Below are 18,796 nucleotides of genomic sequence, written 5' to 3' on the forward strand. Positions count from 1 at the left end.
TCGGCGTAGAGATCCAGGACGACGGCCTCGCCCGCGTCACCCTGCGCCGGGGCCACGCGGGCAACGCCATCGACCTCGCGACGGCGCGCGGGCTTCTCGACGCGGCACGGGCCTGCGAACGTGCGGCCGTACGGGCCGTGCTGCTCACCGGTGAGGGGAAGTCCTTCTGCGTCGGCGGCGACCTCAGGGAGTTCTCCCGGCTGACGGGCGAGGCTCTGGAGAAACACCTCGTGGCGGTGACCGACGCGCTGCACGACGCCCTGCGCACGTTCGCCTCGATCGACGCGCCCATGGTGGCCGCCGTCCAGGGTGCCGTCGCCGGCGCGGGCATCGGCCTTGCCGCGGCCGCCGACGTGACGCTCGCGGCCGACAACGTCACGTTCACCGCCGCGTACACCGGCATCGGCTACTCGCCGGACGCCGGGGTGAGCTGGCAGCTGCCCCGCCTCGTCGGACCCAAGCGGGCGGTGGAGCTGCTGCTGACGAACCGCCGTGTACCGGCTGCGGAAGCCGTCGCGATCGGTCTGGTGAGCCGTGTCGTCCCGTCCGGGGAACTGATCGCCGAGGCCGAGCGGACCGCCGAGGCCCTGCGCCGCGGCCCCACCTCGGCCTTCGGCGTCACCCGCCGTCTCGTCGCCTCCGGTCAGACCGCGAATCTCGCCCGGCATCTCGACGACGAGGCCACTGCGCTCGCTGCCGCGGCCGCCTCGGACGAGGGCCGCGAGGGCGTTGCCGCGTTTCTCGACAAGCGGGCGCCCGACTTCACGCGTATCCCGTCCAGACTCTGATCCTTCGAACGATCACTCAACTCGTCCCCCGAACCAAGGGAGCCCACTGTGTCGGAAGCATTCATCGTCGGGGCCGTCCGTACCCCGGTCGGCCGCCGCAAGGGCACGCTCAGCGGCGTGCACCCGGCCGATCTCGGCGCCCATGTGCTGCGTGCCCTGCTGGAACGTACGGGAGCCGACCCGGACGCGGTCGACGACGTGTACTTCGGCTGTGTCAGTCAGATCGGGGCCCAGACCGGAAACATCGCCCGCACCGCCTGGCTGTCGGCGGGGCTGCCCCAGCACGTACCCGGGACCACCATCGACCGCCAGTGCGGCTCCTCCCAGCAGGCCGTGCACTTCGCCGCCCAGGCCGTCGGCTCCGGCGCCGCCGACCTGGTGGTCGCGGGTGGGGTGGAGGTGATGAGCCTGGTGCCGATAGCCAGCCCCATGTTCGTCGGCGAACAGGCGGGGATGGGCAGTCCCTTCGCGGGGGACGGCTGGCGCGAACAGTTCGGCGACCAGGAGGTGTCGCAGTTCCGTGGCGCCGAGCTGATCGCCGAGAAATGGGGCGTCTCCCGCGAGGACATGGAACGGTTCGCGCTCACCAGCCACCAGCGGGCCCTCGCCGCGCAGTCCGGCGGAGCCTTCGACGAGGAGATCACCCCGGCCTTCGGACTCTCCGCCGACGAGGGCCCGCGCGCCGACACCACGCTCGAGAAGATGGCGGGACTGAAGACCCTCACCGAGGACGGGCGGCTGACGGCCGCCGTCGCCAGCCAGATCTCCGACGGAGCCGCCGCCCTGCTCATCGCCTCCGAGGACGCGGTTCGCCGCCACGGCCTGACCCCCCTGGCCCGCGTACACACCATGGCGGTGGTCGGCTCCGACCCGATCCACATGCTGACCGGCCCGATCCCGGCCACTGAGAAGGTCCTGGACAGGGCGGGCCTGTCGGTCGACGACATCGACCTGGTCGAGATCAACGAGGCCTTCGCCTCCGTCGTCCTCGCCTGGCAGAAGGAGATCGGCGCCGACCCGGAGCGGGTCAACGCCTTCGGCGGGGCGATCGCACTCGGTCATCCGCTCGGCGCCACGGGCGCCCGCCTGATGACCACGCTCGTCCACCAGCTGCGCAGGACCGGCGGACGCTACGGTCTGCAGACGATGTGCGAGGGCGGCGGGATGGCCAACGCGACCGTGCTCGAACGCCTCTGACCGGCCGTGCTCGACGCCTCTGACCGGATCTGATTGGCAACTGAGTTCAACTTGGGTTTACTCTCGGGTACGGACACGGTGGGTGACGGCCATGGAGAGGGAGCATGACGAGGATCGTTGAACCGGAGGCGGGACCGCGGTCCAAGCGCGCGGCCATTCTCACGGCCGCGGTGGACTGTTTCGGTGAGACCGGCTTCGAGGCCACCAAGTGGTCGACGGTGGCGGAGCGCGTCGGCATCGGGCAGACGGCGCTGTACCACTACTTCGAGTCGAAGACCCACTGCCTGCTCACCATCATGCGGGTGGAACTGCAGCGCTCCCACGACCGGTTCGTGGAGGCGACGAAGGACGCCGCGGACCCCGTCGAGGCGCTGCGAGCAGCGGTCCGCGCGGCCTACGACGTGTCACCGCAGGAGGTCCTGCAGATGCGCATCCTGCAGAACCACATGGATCTGTTGTCCGGTTCACGCAGGTCCAAGCGCGAGGAGGACGAACGGGTCGCGGCCCGCCAGCTGGTCCAGGTCGTCGAACGGGACTGGACGAATCTACTCGTCAAGGGCATGTCCCAAGGCTCCTTCCCGCTGCGTGACGCACAGCTGCTCGGATCGAGTGTGCTCGGGCTGATCGTCAGCGTGTGGCGGTGGTACCGGCCGTCAGGACCGACCCCGCTCTCGGAGGTCAGCGAGCTGATCGAGGGCGCCTGCGTCCGGATGGTCGCCTCCTGACGCGCTGAGCGGTCACCGCACCTCGCGGCCCTCCGACGGACACCCCGTCGGAGGGCCGCACTGCTTTCTCGGTACGTGACGAGCCATTGCCAGGGCTGTTTCCGCGGGATTAAAATCCAAACTGAACTGAACTTAACTCAGGTTGATCTGAGGAGGGGTCTTGCGACGACGCATGACACGCTCGCTCATCGCCGCAGCCACCGCCCTGCTCGCCCTGGCGGCGAGCGCCTGCGGCACCCAAGGTCCCGCGGCCCGGGACGACGTCATCAGGATCGGCGCCTGGTACCCGCTCACGGGAGCCGTCGCCTCGTTCGGCATCCCCGAGAGAGCCGGCGCCGACGCGTACTTCAAGTCGGTCAACGCCCGGGGCGGGATCAACGGACGCAAGATCGACTGGGTCGTCAAGGACAACGCCTTCGATCCGCAGCAGACCGTGCAGATCGCCCGCCGGCTCGTCGACCAGGACGGAGTGGTGGCGATCGTCGCCACCAACGGCACCGCGCAGTCCCAGGCCACCTTCCCCTTCGTACTCGAGCAGTCGAAGGTCCCCGTCCTCAACACCCTGGGCGGAGACGCGTCCTGGTACCAGCCGACCCGCGACGGCCTGTTCGGCATGCAGACCCTCTACGAGGACCAGGCATCGGCGCTCGGCCAGTGGGCGGCGCAAGACGGGGCGAAGAAGGTGCTCGTCGTGCACAGCGACCCCGCGGCGTTCGTGAACGTCGCCAAGGAGATCGGTCCGGCGGCCCGCAAGACCGATCCGTCCGTCCGGGTCAAAAGCCTGTCGGTCAAGTTCCAGACCACCGACTACAGCCCGGTGATCAGCAAGGTGAAGCGTGAGAAACCCGACGCCGTCGTGGTGATCCTCGCCGCCGCCGAGGCCGCGTCCTACCTGAAGGAAGCCAAGCTGCAGGGGCTGTCGACACCCGTGTACGGCTACGCTCCGGTCGCGGCACAGTCCACCCTCACCCTCGCGGGCAAGGCGGCCGAAGGTGTCAAGGCGGTGCAACTGGTGAAGTCACCCAACGACGACGACCCGGCCATCAAGGAGTTCCGCTCCGCGATGGCGAAGTACGAGCGCGGGCAGCCGGCCGACTTCATCACCCTGTGGGGCTGGGCAGCGGCCAAGGCGTTCGTCGAGATCGCCAAAACCATCGACGGCCCGATCACCTCCGAGGCACTGGCCGCCGCGTACAAGAAGGCCCGAGCGGTCGACACCGGCGTCGCACCGGTCCTGAACTTCTCCCCGGAGCACCATCTCGGCACCCGTGACGTACAGAAGGTCGTCGTCAGGGACGGCCGCTGGGAGTCACAGGGTGACTTCTTCACCCCGCCCTCCCGTGACTGAATCCCCGATCGCGACTGATCCCGCCCGCGATTGAAACAGCCGTTCCCCGCTTGGAGAGGACTCCCATGGCCGGCGTAATCCGCGACTACATGGCCCGTATGGACAGTGACGACCCTCGTCAGGCACTCGAACTCCTTGTGCCGGACTTCCGATTCCTGATCGCCCTGCCCGGCCGCGAGGCGACGGGAACCTCCAGGGACGACTTCGCCGCCTACATCGCCGGCCGCAACGCCGTCGAGAGGGGACACGAAATCCTCCGGCACAGCTCCGACGGCGATCTGGAGACCGTGTACGGGGTGGTCACCGAGTCCGGGAAGACCGTCGGCTCCTTCCTCTCGGCCGCCGTCGTCACACCCGACGGGCGCATGGCCCGCTACCAGTCGTACTTCAGCACCACCTACGACCTCATCGACCGGCCGGACTAGCCGCGCCCACCCCGGCAGCCACCCACCCATCCCCGGGAGCCGACATGACCGACACCTCCACCGACGCCGCCCCCGCACCCTTCCTCACCGCCTGGTTCGACATCCTCGACAGTGACGAACCGACCCGGATTCTCGACCTGATCAGCGACGACTTCACCCTCTCCATCCTGTTCTCCACCGGCGACGGCAACGCGACCGACTTCGCCGGGGACCGTGCCGCCCTCGTCGGCTATCTCGAACAGCGCGAGAAGGGCACCCGCACCCACCACCTCCTGTCCGCGACCACCCTCGGCCAGGACGAGCTCTTCCTCGGCGAGGTGCGACGCGGGGGAGTGCCCGAGGCGAGCTTCGTCGCCGCGGGGCGAGTGGACGACCACGGACGTCTGCAGCGCCTGCTGATCGGCCGGTCGTCCGAGATCCGCTTCACCTGAACCCACCGGGCCGGCTGCGACTGGACCCGCCAATCTCCGCTTCGACCGGACACCCACGGAGGACCGTCATGTACAACCTCGTCCTGCTGGCCGCCAGGCCCCCGGAGTGGACGCACGAGCAGTTCATCGACTGGTGGCGCGGCGACCACGCGGAACTGACCTACCGCCTGCCCGGGCTTCGCGCCTGGCGGCACACCGAGATCGACCAGGCGCTGGAGCCGCGCTCGGAGGGCTGGGACGGGATCTCCGTGCTCAGCTTCGACTCCCCGCAGGACCTGAAGAAGGCCCTCGCGAGCCAGGAGTGGGCGGACGCGATCGCGCAGGTCGGGGACATGAAAGGCCGCCGCATCGCGGTGATGGGACACGAGGCGCAGCTCTTCGGCGGCTGAGACCGTCCTTCGGTTCCCTCAGTCCGGCATGCGTGGGGCATGCACCACAGCGTTCAACACATCGTTCTTCATGGAGTTCGGCCAGCGTAGCGAGGAAGCGGGATGCGACAGGTAGTGCGGGAGTTCCAACAAAGGGCCGAGCAGGCGGACTTCGTCGCCGTCATCGACGACGAGGGCAGTCATACGGCGCGCGAGCTGCTCGCCGAGGCCGGCCGGCTCGCCGAAGCGATGTTCCCCGGCGGCCCGGGCGGCACCGTCATGCTCCAGGCCGACAACTCATGGCGTACCGTCGCAGGCTCCCTGGCCGTGGGACTGCGCGGCGGGGTCCTCGCGGTCGTCAACCGGCACACCACCCAGGCCGAGTTCGCCGCGGCTTACGAGGACATCCGCCCCGACGCGGTCGTCGCCGAGGCCTCGGCGAGTGACGAATGGGGGCTCCCCGAGCTGCTGCCGGGCCCGGTGGACACGGTGCTCGACGGCTGGACCTGCCGTGCCACGCCCGGTCCGCGTGAGGTGTCACGGTGGTCGGGAGGTGTCCTCATCGGGCTGACCTCCGGCTCGACCGGGCGGCCCAAGGGCGTGGTGCAGTCCGAGGAGGCCCTGCGCTACGCCTGCGCCAGCACGATCGACAGCAACGGCCTGGCCCCCGGCGACGCGGTGGCCGCGATCGTGCCGCTGTCGTCGACGGCCGCCTACTGCTTCGGCATCTACCTCTCCCTTCTGCTGGGCGGCCCGCTCGTCCTGACGTCGAAGTGGGACCGGGCCCTCGCGCTGCGGCGGATGGCCGAGACCGAGGTCCGCTGGACCATGTGCGTACCGACGATGGCGCTGCAGATGGGGGCCGAGGCGGCCGGCTCCGGCGTGCTCTCGGGAGTCCGCGCCATCACCGTGGGCGGCGGCCCCATGGACCGTGGCGCCCTGGCGCGTGCCGAACGGTCGCTGGGTACGAAGATCCTGCGCGTGTTCGGCATGTCGGAGTGCCTCGGCCACACCTCACCCCGCCCCGACGACCCCGAGGAGATCAGGCTGGGAAGGGATGGCCGCCCCTTCCCGGGCACGGACCTGCGCGCACTGACCCCCGACGGTGCCGTGGCCGGACCTGGCGTCACCGGCCGGGCAGAGGTCCGCGGCCCCTCCCTGTTCGTCGGCTATGCACGCGACGGCCGGGTCGAGCGGCCGGCACTGACCGAGGACGGCTTCTTCCCTACCGGTGACCTGCTGCTGACCCACGAGGACGGCACCGTCAGCATCATGGGCCGCGAGAAGGACATCATCATCCGCGGAGGCCGCAACATCGACATCACCGAGATCGAGCGGGCGGTCGCCGGGTACCCGAGGGTGGCCAGGGCCTGTGTCGCCGCGGTCCCGGACGAGGTGCTCGGCGAGCGCGTCGCGCTGCTGGTCGTCACCGAGGACGGACACGGCATCGACCTGGCCGAGGTGACCGGACACCTGGAGAGCGTCGGGCTGTCCAAGGCCAAGTGGCCCGAGTTCGTGTACGACGTCGAGGAGTTGCCCCAGACCAAGGTCGGCAAACTCGACCGCAGCGGGGCCCGCGAACTCGCCCAACGGCTACGGACGGGCACACCCGACTTGGCCTGATCAAAGGCGATCCGGCCTGATCAGAGGACAGACCCGGCGGGGTCGCACCCCCGCACCCCCCGCCGGGTCCGATCCCCAGCGAAACAGAAGCAGCATTGGAGAATCATGACAGCGCGGTTCGACCAGGGCCCATGGGCCGCAGCCGGAGTCCAGACCGTCCAGCCCGGAGTGCACCGCGTTCCCCTGCCACTGCCCAACGACGGCCTGCACGCCGTCAACGTCTATCTGCTGGAGAACCTCGCCGAGGACGACGGCATCGTCATGATCGACGGGGGCTGGGCGATCCCCGAGGCGCGCAAAGCGCTCGAGGAGGCGCTGGCCGCCATCGGGCGCGACCTCGGCGACATCAGCCACATCCTGGTCACCCACATCCACCGTGACCACTACACCAACGCCGTGGAGCTGCGCCGCCTGCTGGGCTCGCGGGTCTACCTGGGCGCGGGCGAACGGCCGGGCCTGGAGATGCTCGACAGGCTGCGCAGCGACGAACCCGCCGGCTCACTGGAGACGCTGCGCAGGGGAGGAGCGGCCGAACTCGCCGAACAGATCCAGGAGATGGACCACGGCGGCTACGATCCCAGCGTGTGGGAGGCCCCCGACCAGTGGCTCGGCGCGGAAACGCTCCGCTTCGGCGACAACGAGCTGCGCGTCGTACCGACCCCCGGGCACACCAAGGGACACGTGGTCTTCCTGGACGAACAGCGCGGACTGCTGTTCGCCGGCGACCACGTCCTTCCGCACATCACCCCGTCCATCGGCTTCGAGCTGACCGAAGCGGGCGGGCGCCCCCTCGCCGACTACCTGGACTCGCTGCGGCTGATGACGCGGTACGCCGACACCCGCCTGCTGCCCGCGCACGGGCCGGTCACCGACAGCGCCCACACCCGTGTCGCCGAACTGCTCACCCACCACGACGACCGGCTGTCCAAGAGCCTGACAGCGCTGGGCGAGGACACCCTCGACGCGCACGCGGTGGCGCGCAAGCTGGGCTGGACGCGCCGCGAGGTGCCGTTCGGCGACCTCAACGCCTTCAACCAGATGCTCGCCGTGAACGAGACGGCGGCCCACCTGGACGTCCTGGTGCTGCGCGGACGCGCCACGGTGGCGTTCGTGGGCGGGGTGAACCAGTACACGCGTGTGCGCTGACACGGCACGTGCACAGGGGGAGGGGCTCGGTCATCGCCGCGCCCCTCCTTCCTTTTCGGAGGACCTTTCCACGGACCCTTCGTCAGCGGGCCGTCCAGCCGCCGTCCACGTACAGCTCGGATCCCGTGATGAAGGTCGCGTCCTGGGAGGCAAGGAACGCCACCGCGCCCGCGACCTCGTCGGGCCTGCCCAGCCGCCCCATCGGGGTGCCCTCGATCATGGCGGTGTGCCGGGGCGTGCCCCGCCACAGTTCCCGGGAGAGGGGCGTCTCGATGAAACCAGGGTGGATCGAGTTGACGCGGACGCCGCGCGTGGCCCAGTGAAGTGCCGCGTTTTTCGTCATCAGGCGGACCGCGCCTTTCGCCGCGTGGTACGAGAACTGGCTGCCGAAGCCGCCGACGGTGCCGAAGATCGACGCGATGTTGATGATCGAGCCACCGCCGGAGCGTTCGATCGCGGGACCGCTGTGCTTCATGCCGAGCCACACACCGCCCTGGGTGACCGCGATGACCTTGTCCCAGGACTCCTGGGTCTCCGTCTCGACCGTCCGCATCTCGGCGATGCCCGCGTTGTTGACCAGTACCGACAGGCCGCCCAGCTCGGCGACCACCCGCTCGACCGCGCCGCGCCACGCCCCCTCGTCGCTGACGTCCAGCGCGAGTCCGAGCGCCCGCGCCCCGTCACCCGTCAGCTCCTTCGCCAGGTCGTCGCAGCGACCGGCGTCCACGTCCGTCACCACCACCGTCGCGCCCTCCGCGGCGAGCCGGTGCGAGACGGCCTGTCCGATGCCGCCGGTCGCACCGGTGACCAGGGCGATCTGTCCGGACAGTCGGTCTCCCACGGGCTCTCCTCGGTTCGGTGTGTGCGCGGTTGCGGTCATGGCAGCAGCTCCAGCCCTGAGCTCAGCAGCGCGGGGACCGCGGACCCGACCCGCTCGAATCCGGTGCCGACGGTCTGTCCCGCGAGGTAGCGGGCGTGGATGCCCTCCGCGATGACGGCGAGCTTGAAGCAGCCCAGGGCCTGGTAGTAGGGCAGGGTGTCGATGTCGCGGCCGGACTTGGTGGCGTACCGGGCGGCCAGTTCGGGGCCGGTGGGGAAGCCGGGGTTGGCCGTCGGGACGTGGCGTGCGGCGAGGACCGGCTCGCAGGTCGGATCCCAGTACATGAGGAGCATTCCGAGATCGGCGAGGGGATCACCGAGCGTGGCCATCTCCCAGTCGACGATCGCCGCGATCCGGCCGAAGCCGTCCGGCGCCAGGATGGTGTTGTCCAAGCGGTAGTCGCCGTGCACGATCGCAGGAGCGCCACTCACGGGCACGGCGCGGGCGAGCCTGCCGTGCAGTTCGTCCACCTCGGGCAGCGAACGGGTGGCGACCTTCTCCCACTGTCCGCGCCACCGCCTCACCTGACGCTCCAGATAGCCGTCAGGCCGACCGAAGTCACCGAGCCCTACGGCGGAGGCGTCGACGGAGTGGAGTGCCACCAGCGCGTCCACGAGCGCGTCGGCGGCCCGTCGTGCCTCCGCGGGTGGCAGTACGGCAGCGTCGTCGCCGTCGCGCAGTACCGTCCCCTCCACGAAGTCGACGACGCAGAACGGCGCGCCGATGACCCCTGGGTCCCGGCACGACAGCACGGCGCGCGCGACAGGTACGCCGGTGGAGCCGAGGGCGGCGACGACGCGGTACTCGCGGTCCATGTCGTGTGCCGTGGGGGTCAGCACCCCCAGCGGGGGCCGGCGCAGCACCCACCGGTGCGTCCCGTCGGTCACCTCGTACGTCAGATTGGAGCGCCCGCCCTGGAGCAACTGGATCCTCAACGGACCGGCGCACTCGGGGACATGGTGGTCGAAGTACCGCTGCAGCGCGGGCAGGTCGACGCCGACCACGGCAGCCTCGGCCGCGGTCACCGTACGGCCACCCGCTCCCGCGCCGCCCGTACCGCACGCTTGGCGATGGCCCACCGGTGGGTCTCGGAAGGACCGTCGTAGATCCGGAAGGGCCGCACCTCCCGGTACAGCCGGGACAGCGGGGCGTCCCCCGAGATGCCGAGCGCGCCGCACACCTGCACGGAGCGGTCGACAACCCGGTTGACCGCCTCGGAGACGTACGTCTTGGCGATCGAGGTGTGCTGGGCGGCCGAGCGGCCCTGGTCCAGTTCCCAGCAGGCCCGCCACAGCACCGCACGGCTGGTCTCGATGTCGATCTCGGAGTCGGCCACCAGCTGCTGCACCATGCCGAGTTCGGCCAGCGGTTTGCCGAAGGCCGAACGCTCCGTCGCCCGCTCCAGGGCGATGTCCTGCGCCCGTCGCGCCACGCCGAGCCAGCGCATGCAGTGCGTCATCCGAGCGGGCCCGAGGCGGACCTGCGCGTAGGTGAATCCCTGGTCCACCTCTCCCAGGACGGCGCTGTCGGCGACTTCGCAGCCCTCGAAGACGATCTCGCTGTGCCCGCCGAACAGCCCCTGGTCCAGCGTGTCGATGTTGCGGACGATCTTCATGCCCGGGTTGTCGGCATCGACGAGGAACATCGTCGCGCCGCCCGCGTCGCCCGGTCCGCCACTGGTGCGGGCCATGCAGATGGCGAAGGCGGCCCCGTCGGCGCCGCTGATGAACCACTTGCGTCCGTCGATCCGCCAGCCGCCGTCGACCTTGGCCGCGGTGGTGGCGAGGGCGCGCGGATCGGAACCGGCGCCGGGCGCAGGCTCCGTCATCGCGAAGCAGGACCGGACCTCACCCGCTGCCAGCGGCCGCAGGTAACGCTCCTTCTGTTCCTCCGTGGCGACCACTTCGAGCAGATGCGTGTTGCCCTCGTCGGGTGCCGCGCAGTTCAGGGCCAGCGGCCCGAGCAGCGAGTACCCGGCCGCCTCGAACACCACGGCCTGGCCGCACAGGTCGAGCCCGAGCCCGCCCCATTCCGTGCCGATGTGGGGTGCGAACACCCCCGCGTCGCGGGCTGCCCGCTGGAGTCGGCGGCGCAGTGGCTCCGGACCGGCGTGGACGTTCCCGTCGCACGCCAGCTCCTCGGGTATCACCACGTCCTGTACGAACGCGGTGGTGCGCCGAGCGATGGCGGCGAGCCTCTCGTCGATCTCGAACCCGATGGGCATGTTCACTCCCGAGTTTGGCTACTGAGCATTAGCCATCACATGGGGGAAGGGGGTGGCATGTCAAGAGTCCCGGCTATACTGGCCACTACAGCAGACGGATACGGCTAATGGTCGGTAGCTTCAGGAGTTCGCGTGAGCTCAGCCCAGAGCGACGGGCACGGCAGGTCGCACAGCGCATCCCGCAGCGGGTCGTACGAGCGGCCGCACCGGCCGGCCCGGGCCGACGGCACGCCCGTCACCGACCGCCGGTCGGCGATCCGGCAGGCCGCGCTTCGCCTCTTCGCCGCACAGGGCTATCGGTCCACCACCATGGCCGACATCGGAGCCGCCGTGGGCATCCGAGGCCCGAGCCTCTACAAGCACGTCGCTTCCAAGCACGAACTGCTGGCCGAGATCATGATCGGCACGATGGAACAGCTCATCGCCGACAACATCGTGGCCGTCTCCGGCACCGACGACGTCCGGGAACAGCTACGCCGCTCCGTGGAGGCGCACATCCGCTACCACGCCCGCCACCGCCTGGAGGCCTTCGTCGGCAACCGGGAGATCGGCAGCCTGGACCAGTCCGACCAGGACCGGGTGCTCGGCCGCCGCAGCGACTACGAGCGCCGCTTCCGCGAACTCATCGAGCAGGGCGCCGCCGAGGGCGCCTTCCACGTACAGTCCGCCCGCATCGCCTCGTACTCGATCCTCGACATGGGCATCGGCGTCGCCAGCTGGTTCCACGAGGGCGGCGAGTTCTCCGTCGACCAACTCGCCTACCAGTACGGCGACATCGCCCTGCGCATCGCGGGAGCGCGCCCGCACGGCGGCAGGTCGGCGGGGAAGGAGCCGGGGTCGCTGCCCTGACGCAACCGTGTCGGGGGATCCGGTGACGTATGACGGGGATGACGGCGAGGCGCCTCTATACGGCGCGGCCGGCAGGTCCTTGACGGCGAAGGCAGTGGTCTGAGGATGTCGAGAACGTGCCACCGGCTCCGTCCCAGGGACATCAGCGGCCACGCCCGGCCGCACGAGGAAGAAAGAGAGACCAGCATGGCGATTCAGCGGATGGACAACGTCGGCATCGTCGTCGAGGACATGGATGCCGCCATCGCGTTCTTCGTGGAGCTCGGTATGGAGCTGGAGGGCAGGGCGGAGGTCGAGGGCCTCGTCGCCGACCAGTGCACCGGACTCGACGGCGTCCACTGTGACATCGCGATGGTCCGGACCCCGGACGGTCACAGCCGCCTCGAGCTGGCGAAGTACCGCAGCCCCGCGGTGATCAGCGCCGGACCGCGCAACCGGCCGCACAACATTCTGGGCACGCACCGCGTCATGTTCGCCGTCGACGACCTCGAGGACACCGTTGCCCGCCTGCGCCCGCACGGCGCCGAACTCGTCGGCGAGATCGCCCGGTTCGAGGACAGCTATCTGCTCTGCTACCTCCGCGGCCCTGAGGGCATCATCGTCGGACTGGCCGAGCAACTGCGCTGAGAAGAAGAGACTTCTGAAGCGTCAGCAGGTAGGAGCCTGGTGACGTGAGGCCGGCTTGCGGGCCAGGATCTGAAGACCCGCCGATGTGTTGCCGTTCATGGTGTTCACCGTGGTTCGTCGGGTGTCGATGGTCTCGAACCCGGCGAGCAGAGAGGTGAACCAGTCGCTCGGATGGTGGCGGCACACTGCGCCGTCGCCGGTCTCGAACACCCCGTAGGTGCCGTAGGACTCGGCGAACCTCGCGTAGCGGTCACGGTTGCGCTGGTCGTCTTGTAGCGGTAGGTCGCTGAGGTAGAGCAGCGCGCCGGGCATGAGCACGCGATGGAGCTCGCCGATCAGCAGCCGCTGTGCGTCGTCGCTCGGGATGCAGGTCAGCACCGCGAAGAGCACGACCACGTCGATGCTCGCGTCCGGGCAGGCGAGCGCCGGCGGCGTGTCCAGCACCGCGAAGCGCATCGCGGGATGCAGGCTGCGGGCCCGGGCGATCATCCCCGGTGATGTGTCGACGCCGGAGAGGTTGTCAAAGCCCTGCTGCTCCAGCGAGTCCAGCGTTCGGCCGTAGCCGCAGCCGTAGTCGAGGATCGCGGCGCTTCGTTCGACGGTGTCCAGCCACGGTGTGTGCAGCGGATGCGTGAATCGCTTCGTCGCCGCGGCGGCGTCCCAATAAGCGGTCTGGCTGTCGAGGTCGGACATGGTGGAAGCCTCCCATGGACGTCTCGGGGTGGACACGCTGCCACGGTCTCGGGGCGTTCGACGAGGCGAGGTGAGTTCACGGTCGTCCGGGTTGAGGCTCGGACGACGGTCGAGCGGGTCGCCTGCTCGGGGTGCGGGTGCCGAGCAGGTCGAATACCTGGCTTCTACCTGTGCTCCCCCCGTGACCTGCTGACGGCGGGAAGGTTCGTCGTGGTTCCTGTCCGAAGGCGACGGGCTCCATCTCAAGGCCGTCCTGGCCAACTGCCCCGGCGACAAGTTGCCGACCTGGATCGAAGCGGCCACCGCCACTACCGAACTGCCCAGCCTCCGGCACTTCGGCCAGCACATCGAACGTGATTTCGACGCTCAAGCGCCAGATGTACGGGCGCGACGGGTTCGAGCTCCTGCGGAAACGCGTCCTGCTGGCGTGACGAAGGGTTACCGAAGCACAAACGAACGGCCTACGGAGGCAGGTCCTTCCGCCCGGCCACGTTCCTGGGCCGGGCTGCCCCATGTCATGGTGGTCGCGTGGACAGCCAGGTGAGATTCGACCCCGACCTCTACCAGGGGACGGCCGGATACTACGAGCAGTTCCGGCTCCCCTACCCCCACGCGATGATCGCCGACCTCGCACGCCGAGCCGCCCCCTCAGGGCGCGGACGCCTGCTGGATCTGGCCTGCGGCACCGGCCAACTCGCCTTCCCCCTGCGCGACTGGTTCACGGACGTCTGGGCCGTAGACGCCGAACCGGGCATGACCGAGGTGGTCCGCGCCAAGGCAGACGCCGTCGGCGCAGCCCACATCCGGGTGGTCACCGCCCGTGCCGAAGATCTGGCTGCCGAGCCGGGCGGCTTCGAGCTCATCGTCATCGGCAACGCCTTTCACCGGCTGAACCGCTCCCTGGTGGCCCAGCGCGCCTGCACCTGGCTCAAGCCCGGCGGCTGCCTCGCGTTGTGCTGGTCAACCTCGCCATGGGTCGGACCCCGGGACTGGCAGCAGGCGCTCGACAGGGTGCTGCGCTCGTGGCAGAACACCCTCGGCGCATCCGGTCGCATCCCGCCCGGTTGGGACCGGGCAAGGCAGCATGACCCAGACCACGAAGTACTGTCCCGTGCGGGGTTCGACGTCGCCGGACGCCACGAATTCTCGGTCGAGTACCACTGGACGATTCCCGAACTCGCCGGCCACATCCGGTCTACCTCGTTCCTACCGCCCTCAGTGCTCGCCGATCATGCGTCCGAGTTCGACGCCGACCTCATTGCCGAACTCGGCCGCCATACGGCCAATGCTCGCCTCACCGAAACGGTCGACTTCGCCTACGAACTGGCTCGCGGGTCAGCTCCAGCGTGACGGCCAGGACATGCATTGGTCACCGCGCTGAGGCGCTGCCAGGACGGTGCCGGCACGGAGAGTGATTGCACCACGCAATGTGGACGAGAGCCGCTACTGCTCGATAAGGCCATCAGCGAGGACAGTCAGACGTTGGGGACATGTAGCTTGTCCCAACTGGTCTTGCCGGGGAAGCCGTTGGCATCAGCGCCTTCGAATCCGAGCTTATGCTGCCAGGCGGCGTAGGACTTCGCATCGCCCGGGCCCCATACGTCGGCGTTGGCGCTCGACTGGTACCGGTTGCAGCCTTCGGCGACGAGCCGGCGGTGCGTTGCGGCGATGATCGGCGATTTCTTTCCGGTGTGGAAGAAGGACGCACCAGGGAACGGCTCGATATCCGGCCGGGGGACGGGGTGTGAACCCTTGAAGTGGTCGTACGCCTCCTGAGCCGCCGCGAGGACCTTGGCGTAGATCCTGTCCATGTGCGGGCCGGCGCAGGCGGTCGAGGACCAGTGGTGGTGGTAGAAGAGGTTGCTCTTGCTGGGGCGTTCGCCGATCACCTTGGCGAAGAGCCAGCCGGCGAGACGTGCGGAGTTCTTCCAGGTGGCCTCGGCGACTGTCCAGGTGGGCGCGAGCGTTGCGTTCGCCATTTCGATGCTGATCGAGCGCTGGTTGCCGGCCATGTTGCCGACGGCCCAGGCGTACTCGTTCACCTTGACGTACTGAGCGACGGCACCCGCGGCGTCCACGTCGAAGTGGGCCGAAGCCGGTCGCGTCTTCCAGACGTTGAGCACACCCTGGTGCGAAAGCCGGCCGCCGTTGTGGTGCAGCGTGACCGACGTCTTCTTGTACGACTTGTGGGTGACGTGGCCCGTCGCGCTGAGTTTGTCGATGAGATTCGAGACCTGACGGTCGTAGGCGATGGTGGCGGTCACTTGAGGGCCTCCGCGTCGTTCTCGACGCCGTCCTCGGCGAAGGCGACGAAGTCGCTTTCCGGAAGGGCATCGAGGCTGTCGGTGCCGGGTCCGTCGGCGGTGTCGGTCTTCTCGAGGGCCGCCTTCACGTCCCCGTGGTCGAAGTTCTTTTCGGGCATGAAGAAGTCCTTTCAGATGCCACAATTTTGTGTCGCCAGCCCTACGTTCGACGACTCGGCCGGGGTAGGAACTCTCACGTCGCCGTAGGGAATCGCGCTGTGGGGGCCGATAGTGCTGCTTGTCGACACGGCAATTCGCGTTATGCTCACGTCTTAGACGTTGGGGACATGTAGCTTGTCCCAACTGGTCTCGCCGGGGAAGCCGTTGGCATCAGCGCCTTCGAATCCGAGCTTATGCTGCCAGGCGGCGTAGGACTTCACATCGCCCGGGCCCCATACGTCGGCGTTGGCGCTCGACTGGTACCGGTTGCAGCCTTCGGCGACGAGCCGGCGGTGCGTTGCGGCGACGATCGGCGATTTCTTTCCGGGGTGGAAGAAGGACGCACCAGGGAACGGCTCGAAGTTGGCGGGGCCGCCGTCCATGTACTGCTTGTAGGCCCCGCTCGTGAACGTGGACCATTGCTTCCAGTTGTGTGCGTCTTTGATGGCCTTTGCCGTCTTGGCGTTGTAGAGCGGATCCTTGAGCTTTGCCGTAACCCTGAGTGTGTCCGGTGGGGAGAACTGCTCTGGGTGCTTGAGCGAGCGTATCTGGAAGAGACCAATGGACGGCCCCCACTTGTGGTCGACCAGTTTCTGGTCTCCGATGACGACTGGGTCGCCTTTGGACTCTGCCATGGCGACGGCCGCCGCGATTTTGATGTCGCTGCCGGTGAACCCTGCCTGTGTCGCGAGGGCGCGCAGCTCGGTCAGGCTCATTTTCATTCCCGACGCCTCTCTCACTTGTTGATCAGGAATTCTCAACGGAGGAGACATTGCTGGAATCAGGTAACTGCACCTGCGGTAAGGGGTGAAAACCCGCTGCGAGCTTCCCCTAAATGGCAGGTATGCGCAAAGAGATCAGGATCCTCTTAGCCGCGCCTCTGTGGGGTGTGAGCGGCTTTGCGAGGCGTTAAAGATCGGTTATTTCCACCATATGGCAATGTCTGGTATGGGGCAAACAGAGTGCCAACGAGCTCGTGCACGGTTGGCGGTGGGACGCCGCGGACTTGGTGTGGCCGGTGTTCACATCTGTCGTGTCGAGCTCAGGTCCATGGTCTGCTGGTGGGACAGCAGTCCGGCGATTGCCTGGATGGTGCCGCTCATGTGCTCGCGGCGGCCGAGGAGGCGAGCCAGTGCCCGCCAGTTCTTCAGACGTGCGATGCCCTGTTCGAGCCGGATGAGGCGTGAGGAGTGTGCCTTGCGTTGGCGCTCGTGCATCTCCTCGCACCACGAAGGGGCGTTCTGCTAGAACTTGCGGTGTGGTGGTGTCACCATCCTGCCGCCGTTCTGGGCGCCCAGTCCCTGATAGCCGGCGTCGGCAAGGATTGCCACTGCGGTCCCGTCGGCCAGGAGCTTGACCAGTCCTACTGACCGCTTCGGCTTGTCGTCGGTTGCTGATCCCTGCGTAGGCCGGCGAAATGCGGTTCGCCCGTGGTGAGAGGACAGCGGTGATCGCGAAGGATCTGCGGGTGAGTAACCGGTCCGTGGAGGGCGACGGTGGCGCCCGCCTTCACCGACTGCGAGTACACCACAGCCGCACTCGGCTCCGTGCCCTTGGCCCACGCTGTACTTCAGCGCCACGTACCAGCCCGTCCCGCGCGCGCTCCGCCAGTGCCTCGGTAACGCCCCCGACGTCGGCAACCTCACCACTGCCCTGCGCGCCCTCACCGACGCCCCGGCCCGCGGCTGCCCGACCGGGCCCGGACACCCTGGGCGGAGGTGCCGTCGAGGCTCGCTCAACTGACGGCACGGCGACGGTTCGCTGCCTCCACAAAAGGCGAAATGCCCTATTCGATCGCATAATTGAATGGAGGGGGGCATCCTGAGGAGTCGACATGCCGATGCTTCTGATCAAAGGCTTCTACGACGTCAAGGGCTCCCAGCCGGACGGGGACACGGTGGCCTTCACCCCCGATGACCCGGCCGAGTGGGACCTCGTGGGCGGTGGGCTCGGCCGCGCCGTCGAGCACAGTGCCACGGGCCGCGCGAAGCTGCGGCTGGACGCGATCGACGCACTGGAGACGCACTACGGCGCCAACCGGGTCCATCAGCCCCTGCAGTTCGCCCACGCCGCGCGCGACGAGCTGCTGAGCTGGATCGGCTTCACCGCGGTCCAGCGTGAGGGCGAGAACGTGATCGCCACCACCCCGGACACGGTCCCCGGCTTCGTCCTCACCCGAGGCACCGACGTCCACGGCCGGTGCATCGCCCTGGCGGGGCGCGGCGCATCCCCGGGGGCCAGTGGCCGGGAGATCGACGTCGACCCCGCCCTGCTGAGGACGACGCTCAACCACCACATGGTCACCGCGGGCCTGACCTACCCGACGTTCTATCGCAGCCTGTTCACCAGCCTGCGCGCCGAGTTGGCCACCACGGCCGAGGGGGCCCGGGCAGCGGGCCGGGGCCTGTGGCCGAGCGACGTCACCCTCACCGGGGTGAAGGTAACCGGCCTGTCCTCACTGACGGACGACGCCGTGCTCCTGCCCAAGCTGTTCCGCCGCCTGGTGGACTACCTGAACCTCGGCACGCTGCCGCTCGCCTGCTTCCCCGCCTTTCTGGCAGGCGTGGGGGACCGGTTCTCCATCCTGTCCACGGGCGAGCGCTGCGTGGGACTGCACCGAATCGTGGAGACCACGAACGGCGAGACCGTGCGGATGACCCACTCGCCCGAGGACCTGCTGTTCGAAGACTCCTGAGACACATCGAAGTAGGTCATTCAGCACATCGAACCGCAGCCCGCTCGACCCGCCCCGATCCCGCTCACCTTGCGGCGTGTGGTCCACGCCTGTGCCGAGCCGTCCTGCCACCGCCTGAACTGCCGACCGCGCTCGACACGGAAGCCGGAGCGCGGCACCTCCTCCTCGTAGAGGCCAGCCGTCTCGGTGAGGAGCCGGCCCAGCAGAGCCTCGAGCGAGGCGTCGTCGCGGGCCAAGCGGGTCGGACGGAAGCGGACGGACTCCTCGCCGGCGAGGTGCTGCAGCACCAAGGGGTACCAGTGGGCGGGTACTTCG

22 protein-coding genes are annotated in these 18,796 nt (G+C 68.8%); 13 read left to right on the plus strand and 9 right to left on the minus strand.

Annotation, left to right across the window (positions count from 1 at the left end):
- Positions 1 to 11: 11 nt before the first annotated feature.
- The 9 genes from RNB18_RS44625 to RNB18_RS44665 all read left to right on the plus strand — a co-directional run bounded on the left by RNB18_RS44625 (position 12) and on the right by RNB18_RS44665 (position 8,051).
- Positions 12 to 788 carry an enoyl-CoA hydratase-related protein gene (locus RNB18_RS44625; RefSeq protein ID WP_394817774.1) on the plus strand — a complete coding sequence of 259 codons (777 nt, stop codon included), beginning with the start codon at positions 12 to 14 and terminating at the stop codon, positions 786 to 788.
- A gap of 48 nt (positions 789 to 836) precedes the next feature.
- Positions 837 to 1,985, plus strand: coding sequence for an acetyl-CoA C-acetyltransferase (locus RNB18_RS44630; RefSeq protein WP_311719867.1), 1,149 nt, complete (start codon positions 837 to 839; stop codon positions 1,983 to 1,985).
- Between the two features lie 104 nt (positions 1,986 to 2,089).
- Positions 2,090 to 2,710 (plus strand): TetR/AcrR family transcriptional regulator, encoded by a 621-nt coding sequence (locus RNB18_RS44635; protein ID WP_311719868.1) that lies wholly within the window; start codon positions 2,090 to 2,092, stop codon positions 2,708 to 2,710.
- Between the two features lie 172 nt (positions 2,711 to 2,882).
- Positions 2,883 to 4,058 carry an ABC transporter substrate-binding protein gene (locus RNB18_RS44640; RefSeq protein WP_311719869.1) on the plus strand — a complete coding sequence of 392 codons (1,176 nt, stop codon included), beginning with the start codon at positions 2,883 to 2,885 and terminating at the stop codon, positions 4,056 to 4,058.
- Positions 4,059 to 4,123: 65 nt separating this feature from the next.
- On the plus strand, positions 4,124 to 4,483 hold the full coding sequence (locus RNB18_RS44645; RefSeq protein WP_311719870.1) for a nuclear transport factor 2 family protein: 360 nt from the start codon (positions 4,124 to 4,126) through the stop codon (positions 4,481 to 4,483).
- A gap of 44 nt (positions 4,484 to 4,527) precedes the next feature.
- A complete protein-coding gene (locus RNB18_RS44650; RefSeq protein WP_266395054.1) occupies positions 4,528 to 4,914 on the plus strand; it encodes a hypothetical protein in 387 nt (128 codons plus the stop codon).
- 68 nt (positions 4,915 to 4,982) lie between these two features.
- On the plus strand, positions 4,983 to 5,303 hold the full coding sequence (locus RNB18_RS44655) for an EthD domain-containing protein (protein WP_057614575.1): 321 nt from the start codon (positions 4,983 to 4,985) through the stop codon (positions 5,301 to 5,303).
- Between the two features lie 102 nt (positions 5,304 to 5,405).
- Positions 5,406 to 6,905 carry a class I adenylate-forming enzyme family protein gene (locus tag RNB18_RS44660; RefSeq protein WP_311719871.1) on the plus strand — a complete coding sequence of 500 codons (1,500 nt, stop codon included), beginning with the start codon at positions 5,406 to 5,408 and terminating at the stop codon, positions 6,903 to 6,905.
- A gap of 105 nt (positions 6,906 to 7,010) precedes the next feature.
- Positions 7,011 to 8,051 (plus strand): MBL fold metallo-hydrolase, encoded by a 1,041-nt coding sequence (locus tag RNB18_RS44665; RefSeq protein WP_311719872.1) that lies wholly within the window; start codon positions 7,011 to 7,013, stop codon positions 8,049 to 8,051.
- An 82-nt stretch (positions 8,052 to 8,133) separates the two neighbouring features.
- On the opposite strand, the gene RNB18_RS44670 is transcribed toward RNB18_RS44665, so the two are convergent.
- From RNB18_RS44670 to RNB18_RS44680, 3 genes are read right to left on the minus strand one after another with little or no spacing between them, the layout of a single operon-like run.
- Positions 8,134 to 8,892 carry an SDR family NAD(P)-dependent oxidoreductase gene (locus tag RNB18_RS44670; protein WP_311719873.1) on the minus strand — a complete coding sequence of 253 codons (759 nt, stop codon included), beginning with the start codon at positions 8,890 to 8,892 and terminating at the stop codon, positions 8,134 to 8,136.
- Positions 8,893 to 8,927: 35 nt separating this feature from the next.
- Positions 8,928 to 9,956: a phosphotransferase family protein gene (locus RNB18_RS44675; RefSeq protein ID WP_311719874.1), complete on the minus strand. Its 1,029-nt coding sequence runs from the start codon at positions 9,954 to 9,956 to the stop codon at positions 8,928 to 8,930.
- The gene (locus RNB18_RS44680; RefSeq protein ID WP_311719875.1) at positions 9,953 to 11,155 is read right to left on the minus strand and encodes an acyl-CoA dehydrogenase family protein; all 1,203 of its coding nucleotides are present in this window, start codon (positions 11,153 to 11,155) and stop codon (positions 9,953 to 9,955) included. The genes RNB18_RS44675 and RNB18_RS44680 overlap by 4 nt, the downstream gene beginning before the upstream one ends.
- Before the next feature lie 132 nt (positions 11,156 to 11,287).
- Here RNB18_RS44680 and RNB18_RS44685 point away from each other — a divergent pair, with 132 nt between their 5' ends.
- Together RNB18_RS44685 and RNB18_RS44690 are read left to right on the plus strand one after the other, a co-directional pair.
- Positions 11,288 to 12,004: a TetR/AcrR family transcriptional regulator gene (locus RNB18_RS44685; protein ID WP_311719876.1), complete on the plus strand. Its 717-nt coding sequence runs from the start codon at positions 11,288 to 11,290 to the stop codon at positions 12,002 to 12,004.
- Positions 12,005 to 12,190: 186 nt separating this feature from the next.
- Complete coding sequence (locus RNB18_RS44690) at positions 12,191 to 12,631, plus strand: VOC family protein (protein ID WP_311719877.1); 441 nt, start codon at positions 12,191 to 12,193, stop codon at positions 12,629 to 12,631.
- A 21-nt stretch (positions 12,632 to 12,652) separates the two neighbouring features.
- On the opposite strand, the gene RNB18_RS44695 is transcribed toward RNB18_RS44690, so the two are convergent.
- Positions 12,653 to 13,324, minus strand: a complete 672-nt coding sequence (locus tag RNB18_RS44695) for a class I SAM-dependent methyltransferase (RefSeq protein ID WP_311719878.1) — start codon at positions 13,322 to 13,324, stop codon at positions 12,653 to 12,655.
- A gap of 528 nt (positions 13,325 to 13,852) precedes the next feature.
- On the opposite strand from RNB18_RS44695, the gene RNB18_RS44700 reads away from it, so the two are divergent.
- Positions 13,853 to 14,674, plus strand: coding sequence for a class I SAM-dependent methyltransferase (locus tag RNB18_RS44700; RefSeq protein ID WP_311719879.1), 822 nt, complete (start codon positions 13,853 to 13,855; stop codon positions 14,672 to 14,674).
- A gap of 125 nt (positions 14,675 to 14,799) precedes the next feature.
- On the opposite strand, the gene RNB18_RS44705 is transcribed toward RNB18_RS44700, so the two are convergent.
- From RNB18_RS44705 to RNB18_RS44720, 4 genes are all read right to left on the minus strand, one after another.
- On the minus strand, positions 14,800 to 15,588 hold the full coding sequence (locus RNB18_RS44705; protein ID WP_311719880.1) for a peptidoglycan-binding protein: 789 nt from the start codon (positions 15,586 to 15,588) through the stop codon (positions 14,800 to 14,802).
- Positions 15,585 to 15,746 carry a hypothetical protein gene (locus RNB18_RS44710; RefSeq protein ID WP_311719881.1) on the minus strand — a complete coding sequence of 54 codons (162 nt, stop codon included), beginning with the start codon at positions 15,744 to 15,746 and terminating at the stop codon, positions 15,585 to 15,587. The genes RNB18_RS44705 and RNB18_RS44710 overlap by 4 nt, the downstream gene beginning before the upstream one ends.
- A gap of 153 nt (positions 15,747 to 15,899) precedes the next feature.
- Complete coding sequence (locus tag RNB18_RS44715) at positions 15,900 to 16,502, minus strand: peptidoglycan-binding protein (RefSeq protein ID WP_311719882.1); 603 nt, start codon at positions 16,500 to 16,502, stop codon at positions 15,900 to 15,902.
- 306 nt (positions 16,503 to 16,808) lie between these two features.
- Complete coding sequence (locus RNB18_RS44720; RefSeq protein WP_311719883.1) at positions 16,809 to 17,003, minus strand: hypothetical protein; 195 nt, start codon at positions 17,001 to 17,003, stop codon at positions 16,809 to 16,811.
- 617 nt (positions 17,004 to 17,620) lie between these two features.
- Here RNB18_RS44720 and RNB18_RS44725 point away from each other — a divergent pair.
- Positions 17,621 to 18,481: a nuclease gene (locus RNB18_RS44725; protein WP_311719884.1), complete on the plus strand. Its 861-nt coding sequence runs from the start codon at positions 17,621 to 17,623 to the stop codon at positions 18,479 to 18,481.
- A 20-nt stretch (positions 18,482 to 18,501) separates the two neighbouring features.
- On the opposite strand, the gene RNB18_RS44730 is transcribed toward RNB18_RS44725, so the two are convergent.
- Positions 18,502 to 18,771 carry a hypothetical protein gene (locus tag RNB18_RS44730; RefSeq protein ID WP_311719885.1) on the minus strand — a complete coding sequence of 90 codons (270 nt, stop codon included), beginning with the start codon at positions 18,769 to 18,771 and terminating at the stop codon, positions 18,502 to 18,504.
- Positions 18,772 to 18,796: the final 25 nt, after the last annotated feature.

The organism is Streptomyces doebereineriae (assembly GCF_031845645.1).
GTDB classification, from domain to species: domain Bacteria; phylum Actinomycetota; class Actinomycetes; order Streptomycetales; family Streptomycetaceae; genus Streptomyces; species Streptomyces canus.

Excerpts from the sequence above, each read along its gene's own strand:
- RNB18_RS44725 (WP_311719884.1), top strand. The coding sequence starts at position 17,621 with ATGCCGATGCTTCTGATCAAAGGCTTCTACGACGTCAAGGGCTCCCAG.
- RNB18_RS44650 (WP_266395054.1), top strand. The coding sequence starts at position 4,528 with ATGACCGACACCTCCACCGACGCCGCCCCCGCACCCTTCCTCACCGCC.
- RNB18_RS44690 (WP_311719877.1), top strand. The coding sequence starts at position 12,191 with ATGGCGATTCAGCGGATGGACAACGTCGGCATCGTCGTCGAGGACATG.
- RNB18_RS44720 (WP_311719883.1), bottom strand. The coding sequence starts at position 17,003 with ATGCACGAGCGCCAACGCAAGGCACACTCCTCACGCCTCATCCGGCTC.
- RNB18_RS44645 (WP_311719870.1), top strand. The coding sequence starts at position 4,124 with ATGGCCGGCGTAATCCGCGACTACATGGCCCGTATGGACAGTGACGAC.
- RNB18_RS44640 (WP_311719869.1), top strand. The coding sequence starts at position 2,883 with ATGACACGCTCGCTCATCGCCGCAGCCACCGCCCTGCTCGCCCTGGCG.
- RNB18_RS44695 (WP_311719878.1), bottom strand. The coding sequence starts at position 13,324 with ATGTCCGACCTCGACAGCCAGACCGCTTATTGGGACGCCGCCGCGGCG.
- RNB18_RS44715 (WP_311719882.1), bottom strand. The coding sequence starts at position 16,502 with ATGAGCCTGACCGAGCTGCGCGCCCTCGCGACACAGGCAGGGTTCACC.
- RNB18_RS44660 (WP_311719871.1), top strand. The coding sequence starts at position 5,406 with ATGCGACAGGTAGTGCGGGAGTTCCAACAAAGGGCCGAGCAGGCGGAC.
- RNB18_RS44655 (WP_057614575.1), top strand. The coding sequence starts at position 4,983 with ATGTACAACCTCGTCCTGCTGGCCGCCAGGCCCCCGGAGTGGACGCAC.
- RNB18_RS44665 (WP_311719872.1), top strand. The coding sequence starts at position 7,011 with ATGACAGCGCGGTTCGACCAGGGCCCATGGGCCGCAGCCGGAGTCCAG.
- RNB18_RS44680 (WP_311719875.1), bottom strand. The coding sequence starts at position 11,155 with ATGCCCATCGGGTTCGAGATCGACGAGAGGCTCGCCGCCATCGCTCGG.
- RNB18_RS44710 (WP_311719881.1), bottom strand. The coding sequence starts at position 15,746 with ATGCCCGAAAAGAACTTCGACCACGGGGACGTGAAGGCGGCCCTCGAG.
- RNB18_RS44635 (WP_311719868.1), top strand. The coding sequence starts at position 2,090 with ATGACGAGGATCGTTGAACCGGAGGCGGGACCGCGGTCCAAGCGCGCG.